The 2,662-nt window shown below is 44.1% G+C and carries 3 protein-coding genes; 2 read left to right on the forward strand and 1 reads right to left on the reverse strand.

Annotated features, from left to right (window positions below):
• Positions 1-189: 189 nt before the first annotated feature.
• Positions 190-1,503 carry a hypothetical protein gene (locus WBV75_RS09750; protein WP_424120430.1) on the forward strand — a complete coding sequence of 438 codons (1,314 nt, stop codon included), beginning with the start codon at positions 190-192 and terminating at the stop codon, positions 1,501-1,503.
• 188 nt (positions 1,504-1,691) lie between these two features.
• A complete protein-coding gene (gene trhA / locus WBV75_RS09755; protein WP_424120431.1) occupies positions 1,692-2,324 on the forward strand; it encodes a PAQR family membrane homeostasis protein TrhA in 633 nt (210 codons plus the stop codon).
• A gap of 11 nt (positions 2,325-2,335) precedes the next feature.
• Here the strand turns inward: trhA and WBV75_RS09760 are convergent.
• Positions 2,336-2,662 (reverse strand): ZIP family metal transporter (locus WBV75_RS09760; RefSeq protein WP_424120432.1); only part of this gene is annotated, 327 nt, incomplete at its 5' end.

Consider the following 2,662-nt stretch of genomic DNA (forward strand, 5'->3'; position numbering starts at 1 on the left):
GATAACACCTGGTTCGGCAATGGCAATTCAGGAAATAACCACGACCCACGACCTGCAGAACTCCGTACGAACCTTTAAAACCCCGGGCAGGGGGCGCACTTTGGCAAAAAAGCAGTGGACACATAGGATCGTAGTGTAACACCTTATGTTTTTATCCTATCTTTAAAAAAGACCTCCAAAACCATAGGTATGGCCCATGATCCGAATGACAAGAAATTCAAGAAATGGCTGGATATCTTACAGCAGGAGAGTTGGCAGCTGGAGCTAATTATCTCAGGGTTTGCGATTTATGGTCTTTTTATGATCATAGATCCCATCGATCTGGCCTCCATGCGCGCTCAAAATGACAATAATTTTTACAATTCGCTCCTCTATCAGGGTCTTAAGGTTTCCTGGTATATTATTACAGTTAACCTTATCGCGCATGTCATCCTGAGGGGATTATGGATAGGTGCGATTGGATTGAGGTATGTGTCCGGGGAAATTGACTATGAGAAATTAAACTACAGTGAAAAATTTACCAGGAACCTGAAAAAGGCTGTGGGCTCCTTTGATAATTATGTAGCAACCCTGGAAAAATACTGCAGTGTCATTTTTGCTGTAACCTTTTTGTTGGTTTTTTATTTATTGGGGTTACTTGTAATTACTTTTTGTTTTACCCTGATCGGTTTATGGATGGATAAGGATGACGTCCCTCAATGGGCCAAGACCTGGGTAGCAACCCCTCTTATAATATTCCTGGGCTTCGGACTCATATTGACCTTTATCGATTTTGTGACACAGGGGTGGTTAAAAAGGAAAAAATGGACCACAAAGATTTATTACCCCTTTTACTGGGTGTTTAAATACCTCACATTATCAGTTCTTTACAGGCCAATGGTCTATAACTTTCTGGACACCCGGTTTGGGAAACGGTTGATCTGGATTGTGATTCCGCTTTATTTGGGGCTGACTTTTCTGACCGGTACTAGATTCAGCACTTCCAATTACCTGGATATGGAGATGAATACAAATTCATATACGGCTGGTAAGGCCAATTATTTTGATACCCTCGACCAGGATGTTTCATTCGTAGACCGCGCTGCAATACCTTCCAAAGTGATTACGAAACCTTATCTGAATGTTTTCGTGGTTTATGGCAGCAGTGTAGAGGATGATGTCTTCTTTTTTAACGAAGACCTGAAGCCTGAGGAAGACAAAAGGGGTATTTTCTCTGCAGCTTCGGATGGGACAGTCAATTGGTCCCAGCGAAGAAATGGCCTCAAAGAATATCTTGAAACCCTGGAGGATATGTATACCCTTACCATTGACAGCCTGGACTTCAAACCTGAATTTGTATACGCCCAGAACCCGCAAAAACAATTGGGATACGAGACTTTTTTGGATCTCGACAGCATTCCAAAAGGAAAGCATATTTTAAGGGTACGCCGAAAAGATCACAACAGGGATAGTGTTTACCTCAGGACGATCGTGAACATACCCTTTTGGTTTTATCCAAAGTAGATTTTTATCCCTGGTGAGTTAGGCACACTGCCTTAAATGGAAAAAGGCACTACTTACCGGCCGTTCTTGGTTTTCAAAAGATGTTTTTGGGCGTATTTAGAATTGATATAAAAGGGGTTTAGAATTCAGGGCATTATTCGCCAAGTACTACCTTTGCTGAAGAAACCCGTCGTAGTGCTTGCAGAATTATGTGGCATCTTAGTTATAAGGAAGAAGAATATTGGAATACGGGAACCCATGCCTTCGGCGTTCTGCTGGGTATTATAGGTGCTGTGTTACTACTCTCAAAAGGGCAGGACCTCTCCGGCATGAGCCGTATGGCGCTTTGGGTGTATAGCATTTCTATTATTGTACTGTTTTCAGCCTCTACCCTATATCACGCCGTAGCCGACCCCAGGATCAAAAAGAAGCTTCGCATCCTGGACCACATCAGTATTTATTTCCTGATTGCGGGGACTTATACTCCCGTGGCTCTGATCACCCTGCGGGAGGGGAGTGGATGGATCTTGTTTTGGGCTGTCTGGGGGATGGCCGCATTTGGAACGGTACTCAAGCTGTTTTTTACCGGTCGGTTTGAAGTCTTTTCGATCCTTCTTTACCTGTTTATGGGGTGGCTTATCGTCATCGACCTTCAGAGCCTGCTGGAAAAGCTCAATCCCACAGGGAAGAATTTGTTAATGGCGGGCGGGGCCTTTTATACCGTCGGAATTCTGTTTTATGCGATTCGCAAGATTCCGTTTAACCACACGATCTGGCATTTTTTTGTCCTCGGGGGTGCCATCAGTCACTGGTTGCTGGTGTATCTCGAGGTTTTACCCTGAGGCTTTCGGGTTTACAGGAGGTAGGCCAGGATCATACCCAGGACGATAACTCCAAAACGCTTTAGATTTACCGTGTGGTTTTTCGAGCTTTCGAAGAGGATAATCGTTGAAACATGGAGCATCATTCCAATGACCAGGGCAAGCAAGTAAGGGTAGATCTTTTGCAGGACAGTTAAGTTGCCCAAAATGGCACCCAAAGGTGTCATTAAAGCAAAAAGGCCAATCACTAAACCGCTCTGCAACATATTCTTACCGGAGCTCAGGAGAAAGCTCCCGAAAATAAGGGCTATTGGGATTTTGTGTATGGAAATTGCCCAGACTACCTCAGGGTTATGGGC

The sequence above is a fragment of the Robiginitalea sp. genome (assembly GCF_049588695.1).
Taxonomy (GTDB): domain Bacteria; phylum Bacteroidota; class Bacteroidia; order Flavobacteriales; family Flavobacteriaceae; genus Robiginitalea.